This window comes from Arthrobacter sp. KUASC02 (genome assembly GCF_059739395.1).
Genome location: NZ_AP046053.1, coordinates 793,599 through 817,596 on the forward strand (window position 1 = coordinate 793,599; position 23,998 = coordinate 817,596).

A 23,998-nucleotide genomic window follows, 5' to 3' on the forward strand; every position below is an offset into this window, starting at 1 on the left:
TCAGCCGGCCCTCCAGCAGAAAAGATTGAGGAAAACGGTTTGGACGGAGTCCTCAAGGGTTTCTTTGTGGTCAGCGTGGTGCTGCTCATCGGCTACATCCTCGGCAGGACCAAGGCACTGGGCCCGCAGGGGAGCAAGGTGCTGTCCACCCTGACCTTCATGGTGGGGCTGCCCTGCCTGATGTTCTCCGCCATCGCGTCCCGGCACATTTCCGACGTCCTGAGCAGCACGGGCCTGATCTCCGTGGCGACAGCAGTAGCCGTCATGCTCGTGTTCACCGTTGCGGGGGCGATTGGCCGCTGGGGTGTCCGGCGCACCACCATCGGCGCGCTGTCCGTGGGCATCGTCAATTCCACCAACCTGGGTGTTCCGTTGTCGCTCTACATCCTCGGCAGCGCCACCTACGTCACGCCCATCATGCTGTTCCAGCTGGCCATCCTGACGCCCATTGCCCTGACCATCCTGGACCTTACGGATCCGGCGGGGAAGCACGTTTCCATCTGGCGCATCCTTTCCATTCCGTTCCGCAATCCGGTAACGGTGGCAGCCATCCTTGGCGTGCTGGTCAGCGCCGCGGGGATTGAAGTGCCCAGCCTGGTCCTGGATCCACTGGCACTGGTGGCCCAGCTCGCGGTCCCGCTGATGCTGATCATTTTTGGCATGTCGCTCCACGGACTCTCTGTCCGGCCGGGGCTCGGTGACCGTGTGCCGACCACTATCGCCGTGGTCCTCAAATCCGCCGTTCAACCGCTCCTCGCCTGGGCCTTGGCCGCGTTCGTCTTCCACCTCGACGCGTTCAGCACCTTCGTGGTCACGGCCTGCGCGATCCTTCCCACCGGGCAGAATGTGGTGCTTTACTCGGTCCGCTACGGCGCGGGTCAGGGCATCGCGCAGTCAACGGCCGTGTTCACCACGGTTCTGGCGGTCCCGCTCCTCCTGGGAGCGGCCTGGCTGTTCGGCTGACCGCACCACCCGGAAAATGCCCGACGGCGGCACTCACCGGAGTGCCGCCGTCGTCGTCCGCCTACGTAGGTCAGAGCCTCAGGGCGCTGGACCGCGACGTTCCGTCGTACCCGCCATCCGGTGCCGTGAGTCCGTAAATGTCGCCGATGGTCGGTGCGGCATCAACAGTCCTCGCTGGCTCAGAAGACACCGACCCCGGAACCACCAGGGGGCTGCCGCCGGAGATAAAGAACGGAATGGGCTCGGTAGCGGGATGCCCGTGGTTGCCCGGGATGGGGTTGGAAGCCACATACGGGTCGGAGAAACGCCAGCCTGCGCGGCAGTAGGCCACGAGGTCGCCGGCCTCGGCCCCCAGGCGCAAATCCGCGGGCCTGTTCACCGCCAGGACGCCCTCATGCGCCGCGACCAACTGCTCGACGGCGGCCAGGCCTGAGGCGCGATCGGCTTCGGCGCCGGTCCAGTAGAGCAGGTCCGCCCCGCCGTTCTGGGCGATTTTGACGTTGGATTGCAGCTCCGGGCGCGACTGCAGGATCAGGTCGATGGAAATGACATTGCTGGGGAGGGACCAATCCATCGAGTGGTCCGCCAAGACCATCACCACGCTGGAATCCCACTTTCCGGTGCCCTTGAGGTGGTCGATGAATCGCCCCACCTGCACGTCTGTGTCGGCGAGGGCTGCCTCACGCGCCGCCCTCAGCGTGGTGCCCGTGAGATCGGAGTGCCCCACGCGGTCAATGTCACCGAGGTTGGTGAAGACGAAGTCCGGGTCCGGTCCGCCCACCATCGCGAGCAGCGCGTCCATCGTGGCGGCGTCGGGCGCGTGACCGGTGACCGGCAGCAGCGGCTGGGGTTCCCAGCGGTAGCTGGCCCGGGTGCCGAAGATACCGTATAGGTACTTCTTGCTCAGTACCGAGCCGGTGGTCAGCCCTCGCCCCTGCAACCGGTCGAGGAGGGTGGGGAAGTGCAGGTCCGTGGGCCGGTCGAGGTCGCGGACCACGCCCCCGGCCCGGTCGAAAATCGCGTTGGCCGGAACGCCCGAGCGGTCCGGGCGGACCCCGGTCATCATCATCACGTGGTTGGGAATGGTCTCCATAACAGGGAGGGACCGGGCCGCCGGGAAATTCGTTCCGGCCGCCCGCAGGCCAGCCAGCCTCGGGGTGAGGGCGGACGTGATCTCGTCCGGGCGGCAGCAGTCCACCACGAGCACGTAGCTCCGGGTCCGTCCCGCCGCCGGTGCTGCCCACGCCGCTCCTTGCGCGGAGGAAAGGACGACGGCGGCACCTCCGGCAGCGGCGAACTTCAGGAACTGCCGGCGTCCCGGCGTCGACCGTCTGTTGACGGCGGGCGTACGCTGCTGCGGTGAACGGCTCACTGGAGTCCTCCCTGGCCCGGCGTGACCTTGCCGGTGCCGGCCTGAACGTTGAACGATGTGGACAAGGCGGATCCGGAACTGGCTGAGGTGCGTTCGGCAAGGACGTACCAGTCCATCCGGACTCCGGCGGCCGTCACGTCCAGGACGGAGTAGCCGTGCGAATCGAAATCGAGGTATTTAACGTGCGGATTCGCCGCCTTGATGGCGTTCTCGACGGCGACCGACCCGGTCCTGGGCGGAACGTTCAGGATGTCATCGAGGTTGTCGCTCGTGACGGACGTGCAGACCAGTTCCGCGGCCACGGAATCGCCGGTGGCCGGGTAGCTGGCCGGATCGGCGGGGATGTCGCAGGCCCAGCCGGAGTGGATGTCGCCGGTGAGGAAAACGGCGTCCTTGACGGCGTTGTCCCGCAGGTGGCGGACCACACGGTTCCGGTCGGCCTCGTAGCCGTCCCACTGGTCCACGTTGTAAGGCACGCCGCTGATGCTCGTTCCGCCCATCAGCTTCTGGACGCCGGCCAGTTCGGCAGTGCTCAGGGTCGAGGGCACCCGGACGGGGGCAATCATGACCGGGTTGCCCACGAGTTTCCATTGCGGGCCCGTGGACTTGAGGTTGCCCAGCAGCCAGTCCATCTGGGCGGCGCCGGTGATCGTCCGGGCGGTGCTGCTGATCGAGGGGTCCGTGCCGTTGGCCGCCTGCTGGTCCCGGTAGGAACGGAGGTCAAGCATGGACAGGCTGGCCAGCGAGCCGAAGTCCAGCCGACGGTACATCTGGCCGCCCGGTTCGTAGCGCACCGGCATCCACTCGGCGTACGCCTGGTGCGCGGCGGCAAACCGACCGCTCCACGCCCCTTCGGCGCCCTCGGTGTGGTTCTCGGCGCCGCCCTTCCAGGCGTCGTTGGCCGACTCATGGTCGTCCCAGGTCACGATGAACGGGGCGGCGGCATGCAGGGCTTGAAGGTCGGCATCGGTTTTGTACTGGGCGTGACGGCGGCGGTAATGGGCAAGTTGGGTCATCTCATGTGCGGGGTCGTGGGGACGGACCACGACGTCGCGGGCCTGGTATTCGCCCGGGCCGTATTCGTAGAGGTAGTCGCCGAGGTGGAGCACCGCGTCGAGGTCCCCGCGGGCTGCGAGGTGGCGGTAGGAGGAGAAGTAGCCGGCCTGCCAGTTGGCGCAGGACACGACGCCGAACTTCAGCCGGTCCACCGGGGCGCCTGCCGCCGGTGCCGTGCGGGTGCGGCCAACCGGTGAGATCTCCTGTCCGAGAATGAACCGGTACCAGTAGCTCGCTCCGGGGGCGAGCCGGGTCGCAATGACCTTGACTGTGTGGTCGCGGCCCGGGCCGGTGGCGGCAGTACCCCGCGCCACCACTTTCGTAAATGCGGGATCGGCGGATACTTCCCATCGGACGGAAACGTCCGGGCCGGCACCACTGCCGGGTAGTGATTCGGGGGTGGGCGTCACGCGGGTCCACAGCAGCACACCGTCCGGCATGGGGTCTCCTGAGGCAACCCCGTGGCCAAAGGCGCCGTTTTGGGAAGCTGAAAACGCTCCAGCGGGAGTGCCGGTGGCCATGGTTCCGGCCACGGCAGCGACCCCCGCTGAACGCAGAACTTGACGACGAGTAAAGGTAGTCATGCCATCCAGTATTCCTACCCGCCAGTAGCGGATTGGGCTTTCCGGACGCCTGTTTCCCCGCTGTTCGCCGAGTGTTTACTCCGTGGCTAGGGGCGCAGCGCGGCCACCACTAGTTCAATCCGGATCACCCCAGCAGGTCGTCCTTGTAGCACCAGCGCCAGTCCTCGCCCGGCTCGATGCTCCGCATGACGGGATGCCCGGTCGCCTCGAAATGCCTGGACGCGTGCGTCCCCGGGGAGGAATCACAGCACCCCACGTTTCCGCAGGCCAGGCACATCCTGAGGTGCACCGTCGTCGTGCCTTCCCGGAGGCAGTCCGCACACGAGGCGCCGGCGGGCACGGCGGGGGAGCGGGCGGACTCGAGGTGACCGCACACCCCGCCGGGCCTAGCGATGCCCTCCCCGCCGCCCTCACCGGAAGTGTCCAGCTCGTTCAGTGAAAGGTCCAGCATCGATTCCTCAACGTCCAACCGGTCCAGGACTTCGCTGAGGACCTCGTGGGCATACTCGCCGCCCCGCCGCAGCTCCAGCACCTTGGCGCGTTCAGCCTCCAGCATGGCAAGCCGCAGCTGGGCGTAGCGCTGACTGGGGGTCGCAGCTTCCGACGTCGGCCGGCCAAGCCGCTCCCAGGCCGCCAGCCCGCGCTCCTGGGTCCGCCGCTTCAGCATGGCCACCACCTCCGGCGGGTCCTTGTCCGTGCGCAATTCCTGCAGGCGGGCCACTCCGGCGGAGGTGGCAAGCTGCATCAAGGAGGCCTGGTTGAGGGCGTCCTCGCGCTGGTCCGGACCCTGCACGCGGAGCAGCCGGACCAGCGCGGGCAAGGTGAAACCCTGCAGCGTCAAGGTTCCGCCCACCACCACCATCGCTGCCAGTATCAGCACGGTCCGGTGCTCCAGATCCGCGGGCAGTACCAGCACCGCGGCCAGCGTCACCACCCCGCGCATCCCGGCCCAGGACACGATCGCGGCGAACTGCCAGGGCGGCGCGGGGTCCTTCCGCCGGACGGACGGAATGAGCCGGGGCAGGTACGTTGCCGGAAACACCCACACGGGCCGGAGCACCAGCACCGCCAGCAGGATCACGGCGCAGCCGGCCCAGATCCGGCCCGCTCCCAGCGAGTCGTCCTGGACCCCGTTGATGATGGTCCGGACCTGTAGCCCGATCAGCAGGAATACGGAGTTTTCCAGCAGGAACTGCACCGTGTTCCAGTTGCTGCGCTGGCTCAGCCGTGCGGCGCCGTTGGGCATGGACGGCGCCTTGGTCCCCATCACGAGTCCGGTGACGACGACGGCGAGCACCCCGGAGGCGTGGATCGCCTCGGCCGGAAGGTAAGCGACAAACGGGGCCACGAGTGACGTCGAGGTGTTGATCGCGACGTTCCGGATCCGTTTACGGAGCACGGTCAGCACGTAGGCGGCGGCCAGACCCACCACCAGGCCGCCACCGGCAGCGAGCAGGAATCCGCCCGCGATCCCGGCGGCGGACACGGACCCGGAGATGGCCGCGATGGCAGCACGGAGGCAGACCAGGGCCGTGGCGTCGTTGACCAGGGATTCACCCTCGAGGATGGTGACAATCCGGCGCGGCATACCCACCTTCCGCGCGATGGCGGTCGCGGCCACCGCATCCGGCGGCGCCACCACGGCGCCGAGCGCGATCGCGGCGGCCAGCGGGATCTCAGGGAACAGCCACCACACCACGAAGCCCACCGCGAGCGTTCCGAAGATGACGTAGCCCACGGAGAGCAGTCCGATGGCGCGGCGGTTGGAGCCGAAATCAAAGAGGGACGTCCGCAGCGCGGCGGCGTACAGCAGCGGCGGCAACAGCCCCACGAGAACCAGTTCCGGGTTCAGTTCAATCTGCGGGACGAAGGGGAGGAACGAACCCGCGACACCGGCCAGCACCAGCAGCAGCGGCACCGAGACGTTGAGCTTCCGGCCCAGGGCACTCCCGGCGCAGACCACCGCCACGAGAACCAGCAGTCCGAGGGCGACCTCCATGGGGCCATTCTCTCAGGCGGCATCAAGGGGCCGGCAGCGTCCTGCCCCGACACCCACTGTTCATGGACCCGATACCGTGCGGTTCTCGCGCGTTAGTCCGCCACGGGCACTCTTTTCAGGCACCCTCGCTCACGGCCGGACCGCCCGGGCGGGATCCCGTTGAGACGCACCAAGGAGAACCTCCGTGCTCGTGAAAAGCGCTGCCACCGCCCTCGTGGCACTCATGTCCCTGACCGGGTTTGCCGGCCCGTCCGCCGCCGCCAACGCCGGTGAAGACGATGCCCGGCAGCAGGCGTTCAGCTTCGGCGTCATCGGCGACATCCCCTATGGCGATGCCGAAATCGCCAAATTCCCCGCCCGCATCCAGGACATCAACGCCGACAGCAGCCTGGACTTCGTCGCCCACGTGGGCGACATCAAAAACGGGTCCTCCGTCTGTTCGGATGAGTACTTCGAACACATCCGCGCCGAATTCGACACCTTCGAACACCCGCTGGTCTACACGCCCGGTGACAACGAATGGGTGGACTGCCACCGCGGAAACAACGGCGCCTACAACCCGCTGGAACGGCTGGACAAGCTTCGGGAAGTCTTCTTCAACGAACCCGGCAAGACCCTCGGGGAGACGATGCCCCTGAAGACCCAGGAGGACCTCGGACTGCCAGAAAACGTCCGTTTCACGAAGAACCGCGTGGCATTCTCCGTGGTCAACGTCCAGGGCAGCAACAACTCCCTCCTGCCCTGGACCGGCATCGGCGAAACCGCGGTCACGCCCGAGCAGCAGGCGGAAGTGGACCACCGCACGCAGGCCGTCCTGGAACAGGTGCGGGACACGTTCCGGGACGCGACCCGCCGTAACGACCGTGCAGTAGTGCTCATGACCCAGGCGGATATGTTCGATCCGTCGCTGCTCGCCGCTGCCACGGCGCATCCGGAATCGGTGTCGGGCTTCCGTGAAATCGTCCGGACGGTCACCGAGGAAACCAACCGCTTCGACGGTCCGGTGTACCTCATCAACGGCGACAGCCACGTCTACGCGGAAAACCGGCCGCTGGCCGAAGGCTCGCCGTGGCTGACGGTCTACGGCCAGGAAGCGGCGGATGATCTGCAACGCATCACCGTGGACGGCTCAGCCAACGCCACCAACTACGTGAGGTTCACGGTGGCGCCCAACAACGCCGCCGGCTCCGCCGTCCTGTCCTGGGAAAAGGTCCCTTTCAAGGAGTAGCCGGGTGATAATGAAGGCCCCGGACCGGAAGGCGCCCTCATGGAAATGGAAAAGGCAACGGAAACTGACAAAGAGCAGTTCAGATCGTTGCTGGCAGGGCTGCCGGGCATTGACATCAAGCCGATGTTCGGGAACCTGGGCGGCTTCGTCAACGGGAACATGTTCGCGGGGCTCTTCGGTTCCACCCTGGGCCTGAAGCTCGCGGATGCGGACCGCGACGAGCTGGTGAACAGCCGCGAGACCCTGCCCTTCGGCCCCGCCGAACGGCCCATGGGCGGCTACGTCGGGCTCCCGGTGCAGGGCCCGGCGGACGAGATTGAGCCGTGGGTCGCCCGGGCGCTCGCCCACGTGGCCACCCTGCCGCCCAAGGCACCCAAGACTGCCAAACCGAAAAAGTGATGAACGACGACGGCGGGACGTTCCGGACCGTCCGGGTTAGGGCCTAAGTGCCGTCCCTGAGCCGCTGAACGAGGGCGTCCAGGATGGGAAGCTGGCCCTTCACCAGCTTGGTGCGCGCCTCGGATCCGCTGAACCAGCGGGCGTCGTCGATCTCGGGATAGTGGTTGATGATGCCTGACCCCCTGGGCCATTCCAGCGGGAAGGTGTTGCTCACAATGGTTTCGGGCTGGAAGTCCCAGCACGCGGCGAAGGCTGTGATGATCTTGCCTGAGGGCTGCTTGAAAGCGCCCAGTTCGACATAGTCCGCCGGCGGTGCGGCAGTGCCCATTTCCTCGGCGAACTCGCGCAGGGCTGCCGTCAGCGCATCCTCGTCCTCGGAGTATTCACCCTTGGGGATGGACCACGCGTGCTCGTCCTTGCGGGCCCAAAAAGGTCCGCCCATGTGGGCTATCCAGACTTCCAGCTGAGCAGCCGAGTTCCACCTGTACAGCAGGATGCCTGCGCTTCGAACGGTCATGTTGCCTCCTGTTCCTAGGCTATATGCGACGGCAGCGGGGGTCGGCTCTCGGGTAGTGTGTGGGCATGGTGCGTGGACTTGCCGACATGGGAGCAGAAGGCGTTCTGCTGGCCGGGGCAGGGCGGGCAATCCTGCTGCAGATCGCGAACCCGGCGGTGGGCCACGGCGTTGCCGAGCACAGCAACTTCGCCGATCGTCCGCTCGAACGGCTCCGCGCCACCCTCACCTACGTGTACGCCGTGGTGTACGGGACCGAGGACCAGGTGGCAGCGGTTCGCCGCAGTGTTAACCGCGCCCACGCCCCCGTCCGCCGTAAACCTGACGCAGGGTCCGCTGGCTACAGCGCCTTCGATGCGCAGTCCCAGCTCTGGGTGGTGGCAACGCTGTACGACACCGCCGTCACCATCTACGAAAAGATCTACGGCGCGCTGGACGATGAAGCCGCCGACCACATGTACCGGGACTACGCGAGAATCGGCACGGCCTTGCAGCTTCCCGCGGAGCTGTGGCCGGCTGACCGCGCGGCATTCGGCAGCTACTGGGAGGGGTGCCTGCAGGGACTGGAAGCCGACGCCGTGACGTCGGGCGTTGCCCGCAGCCTGCTCTATCCGGCAGACCCCCGGACCTGGCAGCGGGTGGTCATGCCGCTGGCCCGCTTCATCACTGCGGGGCTTCTGCCGGACCAGTTGCGGCAAGGTTTCGGGCTACCGTGGACTGAACGTCACGGCCGCTGGTTCGACCGCACCCTGCGGTGGTCCGCGGTGGTGTATCCACGGCTGCCGCGCAGAGTCCGGCACTGGCCAAAGAACTACTGCCTGGGCAGGCTCGACGCCGCCTAGCGAAACGGGGGATCAGTGCGGAGCTTCACATCCGTAGAGCTTTTGATCGATCAGCGGGCCCACAGGTTCCTGGACAGTGCGCCTGCCGGCGGTGCCCGGTCAAAGCTCACCGAGTTTGTGGTGTTCGGCCTCAAGCAGGGCTGGGCGTGCATCTTTGGCGCCGCGCTCCTCGCGGTGCTTCTGGCAGCGCGCCTCTGGTATCCGGACGACGCCGGTTTGGCCCGGAACGACTTCCTGACCCTCGCCGCCGTCGTCATCCAGATCCTGATGGTGGCAACACGGCTGGAAACGGTCCGCGAGCTTAGGGTCATTGTCCTGTTCCACTTGGTGGGGACGGTGATGGAGTTGTTCAAGACGGACGTCGGCTCCTGGTCCTACGGGGCCGAGGGCGTCCTGCGCATCGGGGCGGTCCCGCTCTTCAGCGGCTTTATGTACGCGGCCGTGGGTTCGTACATGGTGCGCGTCTACCGACTCTTCGACCTGCGTTTTGCCCGGTACCCGCGGCGGTGGATCACGGCCATCATGGCTGCGGCCATCTACGTGAACTTCTTCACCCACCATTACCTCTGGGACGCACGCTGGGTGCTGCTGGCCGCCGTCGCGGTCGTCTTTGGACGGTGCGTCATGCACTTCCGGGTGTTCCGCAGGAAGTTCCGGATGCCGCTGGTCCTGGCATTCCTGCTGGTGGCGCTGTTCATCTGGATTGCCGAGAACATCGCCACCTGGTCCGGGGCCTGGCTCTACCCCAGCCAGGTGGACGGCTGGCAGATGGTCTCGCTCGACAAGCTGGGGGCCTGGTTCCTGCTGATGATCATTTCCGTGGTGCTGGTGACCTGGGTCTACAAGCCGCAGGCGCCGGAAGCCGAGGAGAACGCCAGCGCCGAAGTGCCCCTGGAGGCCGGCATGGGGCCACGCCCTTCTTGACGGAGGGGCCTACGGTCCGGCCTTGGCGAACACCCGGCCGAAGAATGCTGCCAGCGCGTCGGCGGTCGCCTGCACTTCGGCTTGTGAGTTCGTTCTGCTGCTGGCTTCCACAGACAGCATCCCTTTGCGGGCGCCGACCCGGATGTGCCATTCGCCCGTCCCGTCGGACAGTTGGTAGGCGACGGCGTAGCTTGAGTCCGCTGCGACGGTCACGTTCAGGGGCGAGACGGCCGGCCACTGGCGCTGGCCGCCTCCGAGGATGTTTTCTTGAACCGTCGCGCAGTCGCGGAGCGTGGCGGCTCGGGTGTCGAACGGATACGGTGGAGCCGCCGTCGAAGGCATGCTGATCACGCTCAGCTCGGTGTAGTCCATCTTGCTGGCACCTTGGAGCTGGCCCTGGGCGAGGATGGAGCCGAGGAGTGACCCGTAATATGCTGCGTCGTCGTAAGTGCATGGCGGCACGGATCCTTGCGGAGAAGGGGCGGGGTTAACGCCGGGCGTCGAAACGATGACCGTGGCGCCGGGCAGGGTCAGCGTCGTGCCGTTCGGCCCGGCGACGCTGTTGAGAAGTGCGACCAAGTCGTCGGGTGTACGGGAGTTCGGCGGCGGCGGGGCAACCGTCGGAGGCTTCGTTACGGCCTGGTCGATGAGCTCCTTCGCCAGGCCGGCCATTGAGTCGAGGGCCGGCTGGGCGTCGGCCTCGGAGTTGGGCTCGGCGATAGCGAGGCTCAGGGTGATGGACATTGTTCCCGCCAGCACCCGCAGTCCGACTGAGCCGAAGTCGCCGGGTCCCTTCGGCTTTGTGGTCTGCATGAAGGCGTATTGTTTCTGCCCGGCCGACGGCGCCTTCAGTAGCTGGACCGCGTACGTTGAGGTCCGGCCGGACTCCGTCGATGCCAGGTCAAACTGGCCGCAGCGGGACGCCTGATCCTCCGTGTAGCCGAAGTCGGCCTTGGCGATGGCGTCCTTTGCCGCGCTTCGGAGCGTGATCATGATGGTGCTGGCCGGTCCCGACTGCGCACCCATCGGCATGGCGCCCTCGGCGAAGTTCACATTCTTGTCTGCCCAGCGGATGAAGGGGTTCTCGGGGACGAAGACGGCGCACTCGCCGGGCGTTGTCTCGCTGCTAACAACGGGGAAGCTGCCGCTCGAGGCTCCGCTTCGCTGGCGAGCGGAGTCCTGCGCAGTGGGAAACTGCACGCCCCGCCGCTGAGCTACTCCGTTGATGATCGCCACGAGCTGCTGGTCCGTGAAGACCGCCTCCGGCAAGCCGATTGACGCGGGCCCGCTCGTCGACGTGGGCGTGGCAGCCGCCGGCGTTGGCGTCCCGCCCGATGAAGTGGAGCCCGGGGTCCCGCCCCCGGACGAACATCCTGCCAGCGCCAACAAAATGACAACAGCGCAAACGAGCCACTGACTGCCGGTTCTGCGCGACCTGTTCACACCAGCGGTTCCACCGTCACGAGGGGACATCAGCGGCCTCCTTTGCCAGAACCCCAACGCTATGGTTCAGCGGACATACCGGCTAGGGTATTTGGACCTCAGGCCCAATCGCAGGCGTCAGGGATCAGCCCTCCAGGTAGCCGCCGCTGGCCCAGCGCCGCAGGGCCGCCTTCTCGCCGTCGTCGAACTCCATCAGCGCTACCCGGCACAGCTCCTCCACGTCCTCCGTCCAGGCCGCCGCGAGCCCTTCCGGGGTTGCGTTTTCGTTGAGCTGATAGTTGACGTAGCCCAGGCCCTGGATGACAAAGTTCACCGCGCCGCGGGACACGGGCTGGCCTGCGGTGACACAGTCATCCCGGACCAGCCGGGACAGTTCGTTGCGGCTGACCGGCTGCTCCCGAAGCCTGGCCGCCAGTGCCTGGAACAGCTGCCGGAACTGGGCTGCGGAGAGCGCGGGCACGTCCGTCACCCGGGTGACGCGTTCCTCGATGCCGGGCTCGACGTCGGCATCCGCCGGCAGGTCGTCACTGGAAAACCGCTGCGCGTCCCAGACCCAGCCGCCCCGTGAAGGGGAGTATTCAACGCTGTTGCCGATCTGGGCCACCCAGGTCCCGAATTTTCCGTACCCTGCCCAGTCCGTCTTCAGGGAGGGGTCCGCCGTGAGGGCGCGGTGGGCCACCATGGCCCCCACAACCGGACCAGGGGCGGCACGAACGAAGTCGCAGACCTCCCGGACTGCGGCTGAAGCGGTCTTCGACAGGGTCTTGGGCTTGGCTTTGGCGGCCGGCTGGACCTGCGGCGGCTGGACGGACGCCACTGCCCGGATGGGCTCGCCGGTGGTGCCGTTGAGGATGGCCACGAAGTCGTGGGACTCCACCACGCTGTCTGCCATCTCGCGGTAGGCGAAGGCCACGGCTCCCGCAGCGATGACCGTGGTCAGCTTGTCGGCGGCCCGGAAACGCTGGATGAGGGACGTGAAGTCGGCATCGGCCGAGGCGATGAAGAACTCGTCGATGCCGGCGCCGCCGGACAGCGTGTCCATCGCATCCAGGACCAGGTTGATGTCGGTGCTGCTCTTCCCGCGCTGCGTCAGTGACGGGCAGTCGATCACGCGGAAACCTGCCCGGGTCCAGTACGTCCGGTACTTCGAATACACCACCGGATTCAGGTAGCAGTTCCGGATCAGGAAGCGGCGGGAACTCTCCCCGGAGCCGCCGGCGGACAAGGCGTCCGCCCAGTGTTTGGGATCCTCGGCGAAGCGCTTCGCCGCCAGGGGATCGAGGGCCTGCAGGCCCGTGTAGACGTTGTCGAAGTCGACAAACATGGCCGCCCGGATTCCAGGCCGTCGGGAAGGGGACCGCGACTCTTTCATCTGCCAAGTGTGCCAGCAAGCCGGGTTGCCTGGGCAGCTTTTCCGCGACACGGTGTAATTCGGTTCGATGAGCTCCGGGGCGGGACGGCAAGCGGACGACGGCGGGACTTCCTCCGTCGTCCGCTTGCCGTTGCCGGTGGTGCTTTTAGCTCCATTCGGGCGGCTGGAAGCTCGCACCACCGAACATGGGGTAGGCGAGGGTGCCGCGTTGGTCCTTGAGCTGGGACCAGGGTTTGTTGAGTCCGAACGCCCCGTAGCGGCGGGCCTGCGTCACCCGGTCCAGGTCCAGGATGCCGTAAAGGATCTCCAGTCCTGCTCGCCGTGGAGCCGGCAAAACTGCTCCAGCCCGTCGTCGTCCGTTCGCCTGGTTCGCCCCGTTCGAAGGCCCGGAGGCCTGGCGGATCATCCGCAGCGGCACTGCAGTAAGCAGGCTTCAGGGGCTGCTGAACTACCGGCTGGCGCGGAGCAGCCGCGCGAGGATCTCGGGTGTCTGGGCAACAGCCGCGGCCTGTGCGGCTTCCGAAGGGTCTCCGTATCCCCAGGACACAAAGATCGTCGGGATCCGGTGCACGGCCGCGCCGGCCACGTCGTAGCTTCGATCGCCCACCATGACCGGGCTGGAGATATCCACTCCCTGCGCCTTGAGCCGCGCCAGCGATTCGGCAATCACATCCTCCTTAGTGGCCCTTCCTGCTGCGTCGGACGCACCGCAGATGTCGGCGAAGTAACTGTCAATCCCAAAAGTGCGAGCCATCCGGACCGCCTGATCTTCCACTTTGGACGTTGCCACCGCCATCGGACACCGCAACGAATCCAGCTGATCCAGGAGACCGTCGATACCGCTAAAGAGGGTGGATTGCCCAGCCCCTGTTTCGGCGTAGGCCGCCCGGTAGTGTCGGAGCGCGTCCCGGGCGGTTGCTTCGTCCAGGCCTGCGCTGTGCCTGAACGACTCGTACATGGGCGGTCCAACGTACTTGAGCAGTTCCCGGTGCGGGGGTACAGGCGCATTCACCGCCTTGAGCGCCCGGGCAGCGCTGTCCATCACCCCCGGCGCGGAGTCCAAGAGCGTCCCGTCCATGTCGAACAGAACGCAGGTGATGGCGGCGGGTGCCTGATTGTCCAGGTGTGGACGTATCATTTCTGCGGAGCCTTTCTGGCTACGGTATCGACGCGCACACATCCAAGTGACAGTGGCGCACCGATCATTGCGGCGGAGGGTAGGGATGGACGGGGCGGGTTTGGATCACATCGACCAGAAGATCCTTGCGGAACTCACGAAGAACGCCCGGGTGTCGCACGCCGAGCTGGCCGGCAGGGTGCTTTTGTCCCGGAATGCCGTGCGGCAGCGCGTTGACCGCTTGGAGCGGCAGGGCTACATCCAGGGCTACACGATTGTGGCGGGCAGCGTTGGCCAGAGCATGGTTTCCGCTTTCCTCATGATTTACCGCAAAGACCGCATGCGTGGTGCCGACGTCTTGGCAGCATTGCGGACCATTCCCGAAGTGGTCCTCTGCGATGTCCTGAGCGGGGATTTTGACCTGCTGGTGAGGTTGGAAGCACGCTCGCTGGACAGGGTCCAGGAGATCTGGGAGCAGATCGCGGCCCTGCCCGGCGTGGGCGACACCGTGACCGCGCTAACCCTGTCCAACGTCATCCGGCGGCGGGGAGCCGACGGGCACGGGACAGCACAGCAATAGGCCTCTTGCCCCGCTAGCTTCTGATGCAGACCACCTTGGGCTGCGTCATCTCATCGTGGGCGAACCGGACGCCTTCCCGGCCCATGCTGCCGTACTTGGACCCGCCGAACGGCATGCCGTCGAACCGGTAGTCTGAGGAGTCGTTGATCATCACGCCGCCTGCGTCCAGATCCCGGGCCGCACGCATGGCCGCCGCAAGGGAGCGGGTGAAGATGCCCGCATGCAGGCTGAAATCGATGGAATTCGCCAGCCCGATCGCTTCGTCGTAGGTGCTGAACATCTTGAGCATGACCACTGGTCCGAACACTTCCTCCTGCCAGAGGCGGCAGTCCTCCGGAACGGACTCCAGAACGGTTGGCAGCAGGACATTTCCTTCAGCCCGGTTGCCTGCCAGGACCGTTGCGCCGGCATCGACGGCCCCGCTGATTTTGAGCTGGACCTCCCGAACCGCGCCGGGGGTAATCATGGGGCCAACGTCGGTCCGTTCCTCGGCGGGGTCGCCGGTGACCAGTGATCTCGTGGCCGCCACGAACTTCCGGCGGAATTCGACGTAGACGGAGCGGTGGACCAAAATCCTCTGCACCCCCACACAGTTCTGGCCCGCAGCCCAGAACGCTCCAGATACGCAGGAATCCACCGCACGGTCCACGTCCGCATCGTCCAGGACAATCACCGGTGCGTTGCCGCCCAGGTCCATGGCGAGCTTCTTCAGCCCGGCCGTGCGGGCGATGGCCTCACCGGTCGCGAACCCGCCGGTGAAGGACACCATCCGCACGTCCCGGGTCCGGATGATGGCAGCCGCAACATCCCTCCCGCCGTGCACCACCGTCAGGACCTCCGGCGGCAGGCCGGCGTCGTACAGGGCGTCGGCCAGCAGCTGTGCGGACAGCGGCGTGAGGGCTGACGGCTTGAGTACGACGGCGTTGCCCCCCGCGATCGCCGGGCCCACCTTGTGTGCCACCAGGTTGAGGGGATCGTTGAACGGAGTGATGGCCGCAATGATCCCGAGCGGCTCACGTGTGAACCAGCCGGTCCGGTCCTCTGATCCGGCATAGGAGTCGAATGGGATGACCTCGCCGGCGCCACGCGTCGCCTCCTCTGCGGACAGCCGGAGCGTGTTGATGGCCCGGTGCACCTCCTTGCGCGCCTGGCGGATGGTCTTCCCGGCCTCCGCCACGATGGTCTGGGCGAAGACCCCGCTCCTGCCCTCGATGTCGGAGGCAGCCGCGGACAGGATGGCGGCGCGGGCATGGCGGGACAGGGACTTCGCCGCCACGGCGCCCGAGCGTGCCGCGGCCATCATTTCTTCAACAGCACTGACATCGGTGATGGGGACGTCTCCCACAACCCTGCCGTCGTAGGGACTGGTCACCTCGTGGAGCCGGGGAGCGCGGACAACCTGCAGCATGGTGGCCTCAGACACGTGCCTGTCCTTCCGCCATCTGGTGGATGGCAATGATGTCGGAGAGCAGCGCGTAGGCCGTCTCGATCCGTCCGGCGCCGGGGCCGGAAACCGTCACAGGGCCCAGCAGGTCAGTTTCGAACGAAACGGCGTTCGTGGCACCCGAGATGCCGGCAAGGCTGTGCTCCATGTCGACGGCGCGCGGTGAAACGCCCGCCGCGATGCCGCCGTCGGGAGTCCGTCTGGCGGATCCGACCAGTTTCCAGCGCCGGCCGGCCGAAGCGGCCGCCCGGACATCCTCCGGCGTTACTGCGGAGATGCCCTCCCGCTGGACGTCCTCCAGCTGCAGGTTCCCGCCGAGGAGCTCGTTGGCGAGGATCAGCACCTTCAGCTGCACGTCGAAACCCTCGAGGTCCGCGGCGGGATTCGCCTCTGCGTAACCCAGCTCCTGGGCCTCCCGGACAGCCTCACCAAGGTCAAGACCGGCTTCCATGCGCCCCAGAACGTAGTTGCTGGTGCCGTTCATGATCCCTTCGAAACCGTTGAGTTGCAGCCCGCCGAACATCTGCTTGGCAAGCCGGATCACCGGAGTGCCGCTCATGACGGCGCCTTCAAACTCGAAGCGGACACCTTGCCGTTCCGCCAGGGCTGCAAGTTCCCTTCCCCGTAGCGCCACGGGTCCCTTGTTGGTGGTGCAGACGCTCTTGCCCGACTCCAGTGCCCAGCGGACGTGCGACACGGCGGGCTCGCCGTCCTCCGGGTTGGTGAAGGTGGCCTCGCAGATGATGTCCGCTGTGCAGTTGCGGATCACGCCCTCGTTATCCGGTTCCGCGGAGCCGCCGTGCCGGGCAAAGGTTTCGCCGTCGCCGCCCAGCGCCAGGGCCATGGACAGGTCAATACCGCCGGCGTCCACGAGGGACCCGAGGCGCAGATCCGTGATGGCAACTACGCGCAGGCCGAAGCCCACCTCGGCGCGGAGTGCTTCCCCGCGGGCGGCAATCAGCTCAGCCAGGCTGCGGTTCACTCCGCCGAAGCCAATCAGTGCAAGGTCATAGGTGGTCATGCCGTGTCCTTCTCTCGGAATTGCTTGGTGCTTCCATGCTCAGGGCGCTCCGTGTCCGTCCCGCCATGTGATTCCGCCCAAAGGACTACGCAAAGTGACCAAGGATGACGCCATACGTATCGTCGGCCCTTAATAATCGTGCAATATATGCATCTAGGAATGTTTTTAAAGATCAAAAAGGCCTTTTGGTGTTACTTTCATCACGGTGGTTGGGTTTACCGGTCTGGTCCCCAACGCCCTCCGAGGCTTTCCGGTGCATCAATCCCGTTCGCACCTCGACTACTCTCCCGGGAGCAATTCATGGAACTTTCCTCCACAACCCGCTTGGATCCGCAGGCTTCTTTACTGCCTGAAGCGGGACCCTCTGAATCAGGGCGCGGTCCGGCGCCGGGGCTCCAGCGATCCATGGGCCCGCGGCACCTGGTGATGATCGCCATGGGCGGCGTCATCGGGTCGGGCCTTTTCCTCAGTTCGGGCTACACGATCTCCCAGGCCGGACCGCTGGGCGCGGTTCTGGCGTATCTCGTGGGCGCCTTCGTCGTTTACCTCGTCATGGCCTGCCTCGGGGAGTTGGCCATCGCCTATCCGGTCTCGGGCGCGTTCCACATCTACGCGGCCAGATCCATCGGTCCCGCCACCGGTTTCACCACGGCCTGGCTGTATTGGCTGTGCTGGGCCGTGGCCCTGGGATCCGAGTTCACCGCGGCCGGCCTGCTCATGCAGCGCTGGTTCCCGGGAATTGACGTGTGGGTCTGGTGCGTCGTCTTCGCGTCCATACTGTTTGCCCTGAACGCGGTCTCTTCGCGGTTCTTCGGCGAATCCGAGTTCTGGTTCTCCATCATCAAGGTGGGCGCTATCGTGGTCCTGATTGCCTTTGGCGGCGCAGCGCTGGTCGGGTTCCACCCGCTGGCCGGAGGTTCCCACCCGTTCCTGCTCGAAAACTTCAACACGTCGGGCGGACTGTTCCCCAACGGCTTTTCCGGCGTCCTGGTGACTGCCCTGGCGGTCTTCTACGCGTTCTCCGGTTCGGAACTCATCGGCGTCGCAGCGGGCGAAACGGCCAACCCCGAGACAAGCATTCCCAAGGCAATGCGGACCACGGTGTTCCGCCTGCTGATCTTCTTCGTGGGCGCCATCGCAGTCATCGCCGCCACCATCCCCTTTGACCAGGTGGGCCTGGACGAGAGCCCCTTCGTCACCGTCTTTTCCTCCATCGGCATCCCCTATGCCGCGGACATCATGAACTTCGTCATCATCACCGCGCTGCTCTCCGCCGGAAACAGCGGCCTGTTCTCCTGCGCCAGGATGCTCTTTTCCCTGTCCGAGGAAGGGCACGCGCCGAAGGCATTCCGGAAGCTGACCAAACGCGGGATTCCCCTCACCGCCCTCTGCGTCAGCATGGTCGGCGGGCTGGCTTCGCTCATCAGCAGCGTGGTCGCTCCGGAATCGGTCTATCTCGCGCTGGTTTCCGTCGCCGGGTTCGCTGTTGTGGGGGTCTGGATGTCCATCACGGCGTCGCATTTCTTCCACAGGCGGGCCTTCGTGCGGAACGGCGGAAACATCGACGACCTCGCCTACAAGGCGCCGCTGTTCCCGGTGGTTCCGATCCTTGCCTTCGCGCTGTGCCTCGTCTCGCTGATCGGCATCGCTTTCGACCCGAACCAGGTCGCAGCCCTGTACTTCGGCATTCCGTTTGTGGGCGCCTGCTACGCCTTCTTCTACTACAAGTACGGACGGCGGCAGCAGCTCGGCAAGTAGCCGCCTACGGCAGTGCTGCGGCAAACCGCCGGCCCGGCGGCTGAACCAGTGTTCGGCCGCCGGGCCTCTGGCGGGTTTCTCCGAAGGCGGGCGTTTCCGGCAGGAGGAAAACTGTCCCGTCACCACTGCCCGGGCTGTGTGAGAATGGGCGTTGAAGTCCACCAGAGGGAGCGGTTCAGCTTGGAATTGTCGGAAGCGTCATCGCTGGGCCAAGGCCTTCGCATTGTCCGGCTGATCGTTGACCGCGAAAAGAGGGGCAGGGGACTGCTGGGGGTATCCCAGCTCGCCGCCGAACTGGAGATGGACCAAAGCCGCGTGTCCCGACTTACCCAGGAGCTGTGCGAGCTGGCCATTCTGGAGCGTGTGGAACGCGGACCGTTCCGTGCCGGTCCTGCCTTCTTCCAGCTTGCGGCCAGCCTTAACGTCGGCTGGATCGGCCAGGCCAAGAGCGAACTGGAACTCTTCGTGGCGGAGTTCGGGCTGCGGGCCCGGCTGTCAGTCCGTGACGGTGTACGGGTGATCCTCCTCAGGACGTCCAGCAATGACGGCGTGCTGGGAAGCTTTGTGAAACCGGGCATGGTCACACCCGTCTGGTGCACGGGATCAGGCCGTGCCCTGCTCTGGGACCACAAGGCAGCCGAGGTTGAGAAGCTTCTTCAGGGCATGGACTTTATCGGCGTGGGCGGTCCCAGGGCGGCCCACTCTTTGCCGGAAGTGTGCGAACTGATGGAGCAGGACCGGCCGCAGGGCTTCATCAGGGCGGCCGAGGAGTTTGAGCACGATGTCCATGAGCTGGCCGTGCCGGTGCGGGATCCGGACGGACGGGTCAGCGCAGCCCTCTCCGTCCTGGGCAGCCGTAACGCTGTTGAGCTCCGGACCGGGGAAATTGCCGATGCGCTGCACTCGGCGGCAAAGCGCCTCGCGGCGGTGGGTGCGGACGGCGCCGGAGTCAGCTAGGACGCCCCAGGGCCGCTTCCAGCCGGCCGCCCCACTTCAGGGCTGCGGCGGCAATCTGTTCGCGTTTCGGTTCCAGCCGCGCCTTTGATCCGACCACCTGCAGGGCAGCGATGGTCTCGCCGCGGAAGTCGCGTAAGGGCACGGCCACGGAATACAGGTTAGGCTCCGCCTCTTCATCCACAATGGAATATCCGCGCTCCCGTGCCCTGGCCAAGCGAGCAAGGAAGTCCTCAATATCGGCGGGGGTGTTGGGGCCATGGCGCACAAATTCGGTCTGGCTAAATACCGCCCGGACCTCTGCGTCGCTGGAGTCCCACAGCAGCGCCTGGCCTGCGTCGCTGCAGTAAGCGGGGTAGGGCCGGCCGATCCACGAGCCCACCATCCTGCTGTTCGGTGGGACATGCTCGCCGATCGTTACGGTGCTGTCCCCGTTGAGGACGCCGAGGAAGCAGCCTTCCCCGGTGTCCTCTACGAGCCCCTCCAACGCCGTCATGCCTTCCGTCCGGAGCCGCTGCTCAGTGAGTAGCTGGGCATCCGTGTAGAAGCTCCAGTCCAGCGAATACTCCCGGTGCTCGCCCCGGAGCAGGAAATTCTCTTGCTGGGCGGCCTTAAGGCCGCGGGAGATCTGGCTACGGTCCCTGCCGAGATCTGCGGCGATGTCCGCGACGGTCGCGCCCCGCGCTCCTCCAGCGTGACGGGAGCCGACGGCGAAGACAACTTGCATTCCGCGGCCCATGCTGGAGATTTTCGACATGGATCCGATCTTAGTTGCTGGCTACCCGCGGCTTAGTGGATTGTCCTTAGTGGATCGCGAAGACCCGAGCGGGGAATCCGCTCCCGCCTTGAGGCTTCGGCCAGGTGGCCACAAGCACCGCCCCCGATTCGGGCAGGCCGTCAAGATTGGCGAGCAACTCTATCTGCCAGCAGTCCTGGGCAAGGATGTAGGTTTCCAGGCTGAAGTCCTGGCGCGATGTCGCCATGCCCGGGTCGGTATCCGTCTGCTCGTGGCCGATCGCCGTGATGTCCCGCTCGGCGACCAGGAAGGTCATCACGTCCCGGGACCAGCCCGGAGTGTGGCTGACGCCGTCGGCGTCCCGGTTCGCCATCGCCTCCGGGTCCGGCCAGCGGTTGCTCCAGCCGGTCCGGAGCGCCACGAACGCGCCCGTCGGCATCCGGCCGTTGCGCTCCTCCCATGCGCTGACGTCATCGAGAGTGGGCGTTGCATCGGCGTCCCTCGCGGCCCGCGTGCTGATGTCCAGCACCACCAGGGGCAGCATCATCTCTTCCACCGGGATGATGTCCAGACTTCGACCTCCCCGGATAAAGTGCGACGGCGGGTCCACGTGGGTGCCCCACTGGCCGACGATGGAGTAGACGTGCGCCGTGAAGCCGTCGCCCCTGTCCAGGTCGAACAGGGCCGTCCTGCCTTCGTCCGGAAACGCTGGGAAGTGTGGCTGGCCGGGGTGGAAGGCGTGCGTCAGATCGGTGAACGACCGGCCGGACAGCAACGACTGGAATCCTTCCCAGAGCCCGGTGGCCTGGACTGTCATGACGCCCGCCCCAGTGCCGGACGAACAGACGCTGCCGTGGAAACCCGGACCGGCTCGGAAAGTTCGATGACCGGCACCTCCCACGGGTGAACTTCGATCATGCGCTCCACGAGCCGGCTGACGGCTTCGTCGGACAGGTCGGCGTCCAGATACGTGGTCAGGACAAAGGTGGGCGAAAAGGTTCTTTCATCTGCGCGGCCGAAGGTGGGATTTGCTCCGGCCGAGGCCGTGAACCCCTCGAATCCGAGGCTCGATTCGAAGACATGCCGGTAGTTCCCGAAGTCCCCGAGATCCGGGCAGGACTCCAGTGTGTCGAAAAGTGACGAGAGGCCGGGGTCCGCCTTCAGGACCTCCAGGTCACCCTCCACCAGCCGCCTCAGGGAACCAGCGCCAATGGGCCAGTGGACGCGGAGTTTGCGCACACTTTTCATTCCAATATCCATGCCTTGATGCCTCTTCCTTCGATCGTCAGGAGCCGTCCGTGCGGCTTTTGAATCATCCTGACAGACTGTGATGAGCAGCACAAGCATATTTACTTGTATATGATGCACATAGATTGACATTGTCCCGTCCACGAAAGTGAAGTGATCCGCCTTGAGCACCCCCGCCACCCCGCTGCTTTTCGCCCTCTACGAACAGGCAAGCGTCGGTTGCGGGGGTGCGCCGAGCCTCTGGACGCACCCGTTGGATGACCGCCTTGCCGTCAATTCCCTGGACCGCTGGCGGGATGTTGCCGTCACCGCCGAACAGGCCAACCTTGACGCGTTGTTCTTCGCCGACGTTCTGGGCCTCTATGACGTTTATGGGGGATCCGCCGACGCCGCCCTGGGCTGGGCCGTGGAGGCGCCGGCGAATGATCCCTTTATGTATGTGCCGGCGCTTGCGGCGCTGACCGAGCGACTGTCCTTCGTCATTACGGCCTCGACCACCTACGAGCACCCGTTCTCCCTTGCCCGCCGCTTCGGCACCCTGGACCACCTCAGCAAGGGCCGGATCGGCTGGAACATCGTCACGTCATACCTTTCCAGTGCCGCCCGGAACTTCGGTATGGACGAGATGCTCAAGCACGCGGACCGCTACGGCCGCGCGGATGAGTTCATGGATGTTTTCTACAAACTGCTGGAAGGCAGCTGGGCAGGCGACGCCGTCGTCGGCAATAAAAGCGAACGGGTGTACGCGCGCCCCGGTTCTGTCCGGCCGATCAATCACGACGGCGAGCATTTCCGCGTGGACGGCCCGTCTCTGACCTCGCCGTCGCCGCAGCGGACCCCCACCCTGTTCCAGGCCGGGTGGTCGCCGCGGGGCCGTGAATTCGCCGCCAGGCATGCCGAAGTGATCCTGCTGCCCAAAAAAGACCCCGAGGAAATCGCCGCAGGACTGGCGGACATCAACCACCGGGCGATGGAGGCAGGCCGTCCCGGCGGCGATGTCCGTTCCATGGCGCTCGCCCGGATCATCACCGCTCCCACGGCGATCGAAGCTCAGGAAAAGTATGAGGATCTGCAGCGCAACTACCACCTGGAGGCTCAGCTGGTCAGCTATGCCGGCGACACCGGGATCGACCTCAGCAAATACGCCGACGACGAGCCGCTGACCACGGTGTCCAACGGACTCACCTCCTACGTGGTCAAGGGGGCGCCGCAGGAGCAACCGCTCACTGCCGGGGATGTGCGGCGTAAATTTTCGGAAGTCACGCGCGGAACGGACCTGTTGTTCATCGGCACACCCGAGGACGTTGCGTCGCAGATCCAGGACCACGCCACGGCGTCGGGGCTGGATGGCTACATGATCAACCCGCTGGTGAGTCCTGGCTCCCTGAACGACTTCGCCGAAATGGTGGTGCCGGAACTTGCCAAGCGAGGGCTCTACGACACGGAACCGAAGAAGGGCACCCTGCGCTCCAGGCTCCGCGCCGACGGTGCGGACCTGATGGCAGGCGCGGCTTACGGGGCCGGATTTCGCCAGCGCTAACCCATTGACACCCGGACACGACAGACATATCCTACAACCAAATGGTTGTAGATCAGCTCAGTGATGCCGAAGTGGACCGCCTGTTCCAGGCGTTCGCCGATGCCACCCGTCGCGATATCGTCCGGCGGGTCACGGTGGCCGAGTATTCCGTTTCCGGCCTCGCCGCCCTCTACGCCATGAGTTTCGCCGCCGTCCAGAAGCATGTGGCGGTGTTGGAACGGGCTTCCCTGGTCACCAAGGAGAAGCGCGGAAGGGAGCAGATCGTGCGGGGTAATCATGAAGGCCTGCAGAAGGCCCGCCGGCTGCTCGATGAGTACGAGGCGATCTGGCGGCAGCGTGCCGAGCGGATCGCAGACATTCTCGCTGAAGGATAGGAAAGGGTTCCGCAATGACCGTTATCAGTTCCACCAAGAATCTCGAGGCACTCAGCTTGACCCTCGTGGCGGAGTTCGACGCCGCCGTCGAACGCGTCTGGCAGATCTGGGAAGACCCTCGGCAGCTTGAGCGCTGGTGGGGCCCGCCCAACTATCCGGCCACGTTTGACCGGTTCGACTTCCAGCCCGGAGGGATGGCCGACTATTACATGACCACCCCCGAAGGCGAGAAGCCCCGAGGCTGGTGGAAATTCAGAACCATCGAGGCGCCGCGCAAGCTCGAATTTGATGACGGCTTCGCTGACGAAACCGGAGCGCCCGTGGATGCCATGGGCAGTGCCCATGCCGCTGTTGACCTTGAGGACATCGGTGGCCGCACCCGCATGACCATCATGTCCACCTTCGATTCCGAAGAGCAGATGGAAGAGATGGTCAAGATGGGCATGGAGGAAGGCATGCGGGAGGCCGCGGGCCAGATCGATGCAATCCTCGCCGAGCATGCCAGGGCCTGACTGTCTGCACCTGATGTT

General features: G+C 65.8%; 25 protein-coding genes. 12 read left to right on the forward strand and 13 right to left on the reverse strand.

Going from position 1 to position 23,998, the window contains the following annotated elements:
- The first annotated feature begins 39 nt into the window (after positions 1-39).
- A complete protein-coding gene (locus AC6JAC_RS03655; RefSeq protein WP_028269829.1) occupies positions 40-963 on the forward strand; it encodes an AEC family transporter in 924 nt (307 codons plus the stop codon).
- 70 nt (positions 964-1,033) lie between these two features.
- Here AC6JAC_RS03655 and AC6JAC_RS03660 read toward each other — a convergent pair whose 3' ends face one another.
- The 3 genes from AC6JAC_RS03660 to AC6JAC_RS03670 all read right to left on the reverse strand — a co-directional run bounded on the left by AC6JAC_RS03660 (position 1,034) and on the right by AC6JAC_RS03670 (position 5,974).
- Positions 1,034-2,335 (reverse strand): alkaline phosphatase family protein, encoded by a 1,302-nt coding sequence (locus AC6JAC_RS03660; protein ID WP_497963463.1) that lies wholly within the window; start codon positions 2,333-2,335, stop codon positions 1,034-1,036.
- Positions 2,332-3,975 carry an alkaline phosphatase D family protein gene (locus tag AC6JAC_RS03665; protein ID WP_028269831.1) on the reverse strand — a complete coding sequence of 548 codons (1,644 nt, stop codon included), beginning with the start codon at positions 3,973-3,975 and terminating at the stop codon, positions 2,332-2,334. The genes AC6JAC_RS03660 and AC6JAC_RS03665 overlap by 4 nt, the downstream gene beginning before the upstream one ends.
- A 124-nt stretch (positions 3,976-4,099) precedes the next feature.
- A complete protein-coding gene (locus AC6JAC_RS03670) occupies positions 4,100-5,974 on the reverse strand; it encodes a Na+/H+ antiporter (RefSeq protein WP_028269832.1) in 1,875 nt (624 codons plus the stop codon).
- Between the two features lie 184 nt (positions 5,975-6,158).
- Here AC6JAC_RS03670 and AC6JAC_RS03675 point away from each other — a divergent pair, with 184 nt between their 5' ends.
- Both AC6JAC_RS03675 and AC6JAC_RS03680 read left to right on the forward strand, forming a co-directional pair.
- Positions 6,159-7,202, forward strand: a complete 1,044-nt coding sequence (locus tag AC6JAC_RS03675; RefSeq protein ID WP_497963464.1) for a metallophosphoesterase — start codon at positions 6,159-6,161, stop codon at positions 7,200-7,202.
- Between the two features lie 39 nt (positions 7,203-7,241).
- Entirely contained in the window at positions 7,242-7,601 is a 360-nt protein-coding gene (locus AC6JAC_RS03680) for a TfoX/Sxy family protein (protein ID WP_497963465.1), read from the forward strand.
- A gap of 43 nt (positions 7,602-7,644) precedes the next feature.
- Here AC6JAC_RS03680 and AC6JAC_RS03685 read toward each other — a convergent pair whose 3' ends face one another.
- On the reverse strand, positions 7,645-8,118 hold the full coding sequence (locus AC6JAC_RS03685; protein WP_497963466.1) for an NUDIX hydrolase: 474 nt from the start codon (positions 8,116-8,118) through the stop codon (positions 7,645-7,647).
- 65 nt (positions 8,119-8,183) lie between these two features.
- On the opposite strand from AC6JAC_RS03685, the gene AC6JAC_RS03690 reads away from it, so the two are divergent.
- Both AC6JAC_RS03690 and AC6JAC_RS03695 read left to right on the forward strand, forming a co-directional pair.
- A complete protein-coding gene (locus AC6JAC_RS03690) occupies positions 8,184-8,957 on the forward strand; it encodes an oxygenase MpaB family protein (RefSeq protein ID WP_028269835.1) in 774 nt (257 codons plus the stop codon).
- Positions 8,958-8,972: 15 nt separating this feature from the next.
- Positions 8,973-9,881 carry a DUF817 domain-containing protein gene (locus tag AC6JAC_RS03695; protein ID WP_497963467.1) on the forward strand — a complete coding sequence of 303 codons (909 nt, stop codon included), beginning with the start codon at positions 8,973-8,975 and terminating at the stop codon, positions 9,879-9,881.
- A gap of 9 nt (positions 9,882-9,890) precedes the next feature.
- Here the strand turns inward: AC6JAC_RS03695 and AC6JAC_RS03700 are convergent, their stop codons facing one another.
- Positions 9,891-11,081, reverse strand: a complete 1,191-nt coding sequence (locus AC6JAC_RS03700) for a hypothetical protein (RefSeq protein ID WP_497963468.1) — start codon at positions 11,079-11,081, stop codon at positions 9,891-9,893.
- Positions 11,082-11,106: 25 nt separating this feature from the next.
- Between AC6JAC_RS03700 and AC6JAC_RS03705 the strand changes: the two genes are divergently transcribed.
- Positions 11,107-11,298, forward strand: a complete 192-nt coding sequence (locus tag AC6JAC_RS03705; RefSeq protein ID WP_497963469.1) for a hypothetical protein — start codon at positions 11,107-11,109, stop codon at positions 11,296-11,298.
- Positions 11,299-11,448: 150 nt separating this feature from the next.
- Here AC6JAC_RS03705 and AC6JAC_RS03710 read toward each other — a convergent pair whose 3' ends face one another.
- The 3 genes from AC6JAC_RS03710 to AC6JAC_RS03720 all read right to left on the reverse strand — a co-directional run bounded on the left by AC6JAC_RS03710 (position 11,449) and on the right by AC6JAC_RS03720 (position 13,834).
- A complete protein-coding gene (locus AC6JAC_RS03710) occupies positions 11,449-12,648 on the reverse strand; it encodes an NYN domain-containing protein (protein ID WP_231511097.1) in 1,200 nt (399 codons plus the stop codon).
- Positions 12,649-12,841: 193 nt separating this feature from the next.
- Positions 12,842-13,030 (reverse strand): hypothetical protein, encoded by a 189-nt coding sequence (locus AC6JAC_RS03715; RefSeq protein WP_497963470.1) that lies wholly within the window; start codon positions 13,028-13,030, stop codon positions 12,842-12,844.
- A 114-nt stretch (positions 13,031-13,144) separates the two neighbouring features.
- Positions 13,145-13,834: an HAD hydrolase-like protein gene (locus tag AC6JAC_RS03720; RefSeq protein WP_497963471.1), complete on the reverse strand. Its 690-nt coding sequence runs from the start codon at positions 13,832-13,834 to the stop codon at positions 13,145-13,147.
- A gap of 100 nt (positions 13,835-13,934) precedes the next feature.
- Here AC6JAC_RS03720 and AC6JAC_RS03725 point away from each other — a divergent pair, with 100 nt between their 5' ends.
- Positions 13,935-14,393 carry an Lrp/AsnC family transcriptional regulator gene (locus tag AC6JAC_RS03725; protein WP_442853334.1) on the forward strand — a complete coding sequence of 153 codons (459 nt, stop codon included), beginning with the start codon at positions 13,935-13,937 and terminating at the stop codon, positions 14,391-14,393.
- 13 nt (positions 14,394-14,406) lie between these two features.
- Here AC6JAC_RS03725 and AC6JAC_RS03730 read toward each other — a convergent pair whose 3' ends face one another.
- Positions 14,407-15,801, reverse strand: a complete 1,395-nt coding sequence (locus AC6JAC_RS03730; protein WP_497966760.1) for an aldehyde dehydrogenase family protein — start codon at positions 15,799-15,801, stop codon at positions 14,407-14,409.
- Positions 15,802-15,808: 7 nt separating this feature from the next.
- A complete protein-coding gene (locus AC6JAC_RS03735; RefSeq protein WP_497963472.1) occupies positions 15,809-16,858 on the reverse strand; it encodes a homoserine dehydrogenase in 1,050 nt (349 codons plus the stop codon).
- Between the two features lie 300 nt (positions 16,859-17,158).
- On the opposite strand from AC6JAC_RS03735, the gene AC6JAC_RS03740 reads away from it, so the two are divergent.
- Both AC6JAC_RS03740 and AC6JAC_RS03745 read left to right on the forward strand, forming a co-directional pair.
- Positions 17,159-18,616: an amino acid permease gene (locus AC6JAC_RS03740; RefSeq protein WP_454699466.1), complete on the forward strand. Its 1,458-nt coding sequence runs from the start codon at positions 17,159-17,161 to the stop codon at positions 18,614-18,616.
- A gap of 180 nt (positions 18,617-18,796) precedes the next feature.
- Positions 18,797-19,573: an IclR family transcriptional regulator gene (locus AC6JAC_RS03745; protein ID WP_028269844.1), complete on the forward strand. Its 777-nt coding sequence runs from the start codon at positions 18,797-18,799 to the stop codon at positions 19,571-19,573.
- On the opposite strand, the gene AC6JAC_RS03750 is transcribed toward AC6JAC_RS03745, so the two are convergent.
- From AC6JAC_RS03750 to AC6JAC_RS03760, 3 genes are read right to left on the reverse strand one after another with little or no spacing between them, the layout of a single operon-like run.
- Positions 19,566-20,327, reverse strand: coding sequence for an IclR family transcriptional regulator (locus AC6JAC_RS03750; protein WP_028269845.1), 762 nt, complete (start codon positions 20,325-20,327; stop codon positions 19,566-19,568). The genes AC6JAC_RS03745 and AC6JAC_RS03750 overlap by 8 nt on opposite strands.
- A 46-nt stretch (positions 20,328-20,373) precedes the next feature.
- Positions 20,374-21,123: a cyclase family protein gene (locus tag AC6JAC_RS03755; RefSeq protein ID WP_497963473.1), complete on the reverse strand. Its 750-nt coding sequence runs from the start codon at positions 21,121-21,123 to the stop codon at positions 20,374-20,376.
- Positions 21,120-21,554 carry a YqfO family protein gene (locus tag AC6JAC_RS03760; protein WP_307864368.1) on the reverse strand — a complete coding sequence of 145 codons (435 nt, stop codon included), beginning with the start codon at positions 21,552-21,554 and terminating at the stop codon, positions 21,120-21,122. The genes AC6JAC_RS03755 and AC6JAC_RS03760 overlap by 4 nt, the downstream gene beginning before the upstream one ends.
- Before the next feature lie 163 nt (positions 21,555-21,717).
- Between AC6JAC_RS03760 and AC6JAC_RS03765 the strand changes: the two genes are divergently transcribed.
- Genes AC6JAC_RS03765 through AC6JAC_RS03775 form a run of 3 tightly spaced genes read left to right on the forward strand, consistent with a single transcriptional unit; the run spans position 21,718 to position 23,980 of the window.
- Complete coding sequence (locus AC6JAC_RS03765) at positions 21,718-23,094, forward strand: NtaA/DmoA family FMN-dependent monooxygenase (protein WP_028269848.1); 1,377 nt, start codon at positions 21,718-21,720, stop codon at positions 23,092-23,094.
- A gap of 41 nt (positions 23,095-23,135) precedes the next feature.
- Positions 23,136-23,468 carry an ArsR/SmtB family transcription factor gene (locus tag AC6JAC_RS03770; protein WP_347899132.1) on the forward strand — a complete coding sequence of 111 codons (333 nt, stop codon included), beginning with the start codon at positions 23,136-23,138 and terminating at the stop codon, positions 23,466-23,468.
- Positions 23,469-23,482: 14 nt separating this feature from the next.
- Entirely contained in the window at positions 23,483-23,980 is a 498-nt protein-coding gene (locus tag AC6JAC_RS03775) for an SRPBCC family protein (RefSeq protein ID WP_028269850.1), read from the forward strand.
- Positions 23,981-23,998 lie beyond the last annotated feature (18 nt).

What these genes read in the sequence shown, in the direction of transcription:
- AC6JAC_RS03740 (WP_454699466.1), top strand. Translation starts at nt 17,159, where the DNA reads ATGGAACTTTCCTCCACAACCCGCTTGGATCCGCAGGCTTCTTTACTG.
- AC6JAC_RS03730 (WP_497966760.1), bottom strand. Translation starts at nt 15,801, where the DNA reads ATGCTGCAGGTTGTCCGCGCTCCCCGGCTCCACGAGGTGACCAGTCCC.
- AC6JAC_RS03735 (WP_497963472.1), bottom strand. Translation starts at nt 16,858, where the DNA reads ATGACCACCTATGACCTTGCACTGATTGGCTTCGGCGGAGTGAACCGC.
- AC6JAC_RS03690 (WP_028269835.1), top strand. Translation starts at nt 8,184, where the DNA reads ATGGTGCGTGGACTTGCCGACATGGGAGCAGAAGGCGTTCTGCTGGCC.
- AC6JAC_RS03705 (WP_497963469.1), top strand. Translation starts at nt 11,107, where the DNA reads ATGATCGCCACGAGCTGCTGGTCCGTGAAGACCGCCTCCGGCAAGCCG.
- AC6JAC_RS03720 (WP_497963471.1), bottom strand. Translation starts at nt 13,834, where the DNA reads ATGATACGTCCACACCTGGACAATCAGGCACCCGCCGCCATCACCTGC.
- AC6JAC_RS03775 (WP_028269850.1), top strand. Translation starts at nt 23,483, where the DNA reads ATGACCGTTATCAGTTCCACCAAGAATCTCGAGGCACTCAGCTTGACC.
- AC6JAC_RS03755 (WP_497963473.1), bottom strand. Translation starts at nt 21,123, where the DNA reads ATGACAGTCCAGGCCACCGGGCTCTGGGAAGGATTCCAGTCGTTGCTG.
- AC6JAC_RS03710 (WP_231511097.1), bottom strand. Translation starts at nt 12,648, where the DNA reads ATGTTTGTCGACTTCGACAACGTCTACACGGGCCTGCAGGCCCTCGAT.
- AC6JAC_RS03685 (WP_497963466.1), bottom strand. Translation starts at nt 8,118, where the DNA reads ATGACCGTTCGAAGCGCAGGCATCCTGCTGTACAGGTGGAACTCGGCT.
- AC6JAC_RS03750 (WP_028269845.1), bottom strand. Translation starts at nt 20,327, where the DNA reads ATGTCGAAAATCTCCAGCATGGGCCGCGGAATGCAAGTTGTCTTCGCC.
- AC6JAC_RS03680 (WP_497963465.1), top strand. Translation starts at nt 7,242, where the DNA reads ATGGAAATGGAAAAGGCAACGGAAACTGACAAAGAGCAGTTCAGATCG.
- AC6JAC_RS03670 (WP_028269832.1), bottom strand. Translation starts at nt 5,974, where the DNA reads ATGGAGGTCGCCCTCGGACTGCTGGTTCTCGTGGCGGTGGTCTGCGCC.
- AC6JAC_RS03665 (WP_028269831.1), bottom strand. Translation starts at nt 3,975, where the DNA reads ATGACTACCTTTACTCGTCGTCAAGTTCTGCGTTCAGCGGGGGTCGCT.
- AC6JAC_RS03760 (WP_307864368.1), bottom strand. Translation starts at nt 21,554, where the DNA reads ATGAAAAGTGTGCGCAAACTCCGCGTCCACTGGCCCATTGGCGCTGGT.
- AC6JAC_RS03770 (WP_347899132.1), top strand. Translation starts at nt 23,136, where the DNA reads ATGGTTGTAGATCAGCTCAGTGATGCCGAAGTGGACCGCCTGTTCCAG.